The organism is uncultured Campylobacter sp. (genome assembly GCF_938031315.1).
Lineage (GTDB): Bacteria > Campylobacterota > Campylobacteria > Campylobacterales > Campylobacteraceae > Campylobacter_B.
Map to the genome: position 1 here is coordinate 1 of NZ_CALHHT010000448.1, position 2,389 is coordinate 2,389.

Annotated in this window: 2 protein-coding genes; both read left to right on the forward strand. The window is 47.5% G+C overall.

Features of this window, described 5'->3' with window-relative positions; translation table 11 throughout:
* On the forward strand, positions 1–1,901 hold a 1,901-nt coding region (locus Q0236_RS11225), incomplete at its 5' end, for an insulinase family protein (RefSeq protein ID WP_297917985.1).
* Between the two features lie 9 nt (positions 1,902–1,910).
* A partial coding sequence (locus tag Q0236_RS11230; RefSeq protein ID WP_297917988.1) for an SbmA/BacA-like family transporter occupies positions 1,911–2,389 on the forward strand: 479 nt, incomplete at its 3' end.

The following is a 2,389-nucleotide window of genomic DNA, read 5'->3' on the forward strand; positions in this document are numbered from 1 at the left end:
TGGGTGCGTTTAAAAACGCCTGGCTGCAAGTCTATGTCGCAAGCCTGATGAGCCTGGGTTACGACGCGATGAACGTAAACTCCAAAACGCCGCTTAAAGCCTATTTCGGCTCGGACGATCTGTTTAAAAGCCGCAGACTCTACAGTCTAAGCGCCAATATCTTCGACTTCGATACCAACGCGACGCTTAGCAGCCTTTTTGGCGCGATCAAAGGGGTGCGCGAGCACGGATTTTCCGCCGAAGATTTTGAGAGCGTAAAGGAGAGGCTTAAAAATAGCGTCGAAGCGGACCTTCTTAAAAACGATACGCAGGGCTCGCAAGTAGACGCGATCCTGGACTACGTGCAAAACGGAAATTTCAAGCTCAGCAAAAAGGACGAGCACGATCTAAGCCTTAAAATTTTAGACGAGATTACGCTTAAGGACGTAAATGAATTTTTCGTGCGGATCACGGACGGCGCGCACTTTACCGAGCTTATTTCGACTAAAAATTTAGGTCTTAGCGAGGCCGATGCAAACAAACTCTACGCAGACGCCGCGCCGTTTGATTTCAGCGGCGCGTTGCTCGGCAAAAAGGAGCTTGCGGGCGCAAATTTAAACCCTGCGAAATTTAGCGCGAAAAAGGGTGGCAGCGGCACTGAAATTTTAGAATTTTCTAACGGCGCAAAGGTTATTTTAAAGCCACTTAAAAGCGAAAAAAATAGAGTTAAAATAGTAGCGGTTAGGCGCGGAGGCTACGCAGATCTCGGCAGGGCAAGGGGCGAAATTTTAACCTCGCTATTAAACTCCGGTACGATCGGCAGCCTCAACGAATATGAAGCCAAGCGCCTGACAGCGAAGTTCGATTACGCGCTTAAATTTAGAATGGACGATTCCACCAGCGGCTTTAGAGGAAGCAGCGCGAGCAAGGATCTGCAGGCTATGGCGCGCGAGCTATACGCGAGATTTAGCGAGCCGCTGATCCACGAGTCCGCGTTTGTGAAATACCAAACCGACGCACTCTCGGCGATCGCGCTGCGCGACGAGACGGCGCAGTTTAAATTTAGCGAGCAAATTTTAAAATCGCTCTACGCTGAGGGGCTTTCTCAAAAGCTGCCCCTAAGTGCTAACGACGTCAAAAGCGCAAATTTAAGCGAGTTTCAAAAGGACGCGGATGAAATTCTATCGGGTGCAGGGGATTTTACCTTCATACTTAGTGGCGATTTTGATCCGAAAGCCGCGAAGGAAATTTTGGCCAAATACGTGGGAAATTTAAAGCCTTCCAAAGGGGGCGCCGCGCCTAAAATTTCAGCGCTTAAAACCGCAAACGGCACGCTTGAGCAAAACTACGGCGATAGCGATAAAAGCGAAGTACAGATGATCTTTTTAAACTATGAGCTCGGAAATTTCGACTTTGCGCACACATATAAATTTCAAGCTCTAAGAAGCGTGGTTGATACGCGCATCGTCGAGCAGATCAGAGAGGCGCGCGGGCAAATTTACTCGGCGCTCGTAAGAAGCTCGTACGTGCAGTTCCCGCATATCGCCGCGAGCCTGAACGTCTCCTTTTCGTGCGAGCCGAAAAACACAGCCGCGGTCGTTGCGGAGGTGCGCGAAATTTTAAAACAGATCGAAAACTCGGGCGCGAAAGATAACGAACTGCAAAATTTCAAAAAAGCGCAAATTTTATCGACCAAAAGAGCTGCGCAGACGAATGATTTTTGGCTTGCTAATATCACTGCGCACGAGCTTTACGGCTATCCGCTCTACGATGAAAAAAGCTACGCCGCGCGCGTGAACGCAGTAAAAAGCACGGACGTGCAGGAAGCGGCGCGGATACTTCGCGAGCACCTATTTACGGCAATCTTAAATCCAAAACCTAGCAGCGATACAAAGCCGCAAGAAACACAACCGAAAGAATAAAGGAATTTAATGTTTTCATCGTTTTTTAAGAGTAAAAAATACGCATTCTTTGCTTACGCGGGTCTAATCTTTATTATTTTAGTGCAAGTTTTTGAAGTGGATCTGATGGTGCAATACAACAAATGGAACCGCTCCTTTTACGATCTGGCTCAAGATGCCAAAAACCACACTATAGACGATTTTTGGAACCAGATGTTTATATTTTTGTGGATCGCTATCCCTTTAGTTTTAGTGGGCGTCCTTGAGAGATACGTCGTTAGACTCTGGGTGTTTCAATGGCGCGAGGCGATTACGTTTTCATATTTTAAATATTGGAAAAATGTCGAACACGACGTAGAGGGAAGCTCGCAGCGTATCCAAGAAGACGCTCTTCGCTTTGCGCGCATCTTAGAAGATATCGGTTCGCGAGTGGTATCTGCGATTTTAACACTAATCGCGTTCATTCCCGTGCTTTGGGAGCTTAGCGCAAAGGTCAAGATACCTTTTTT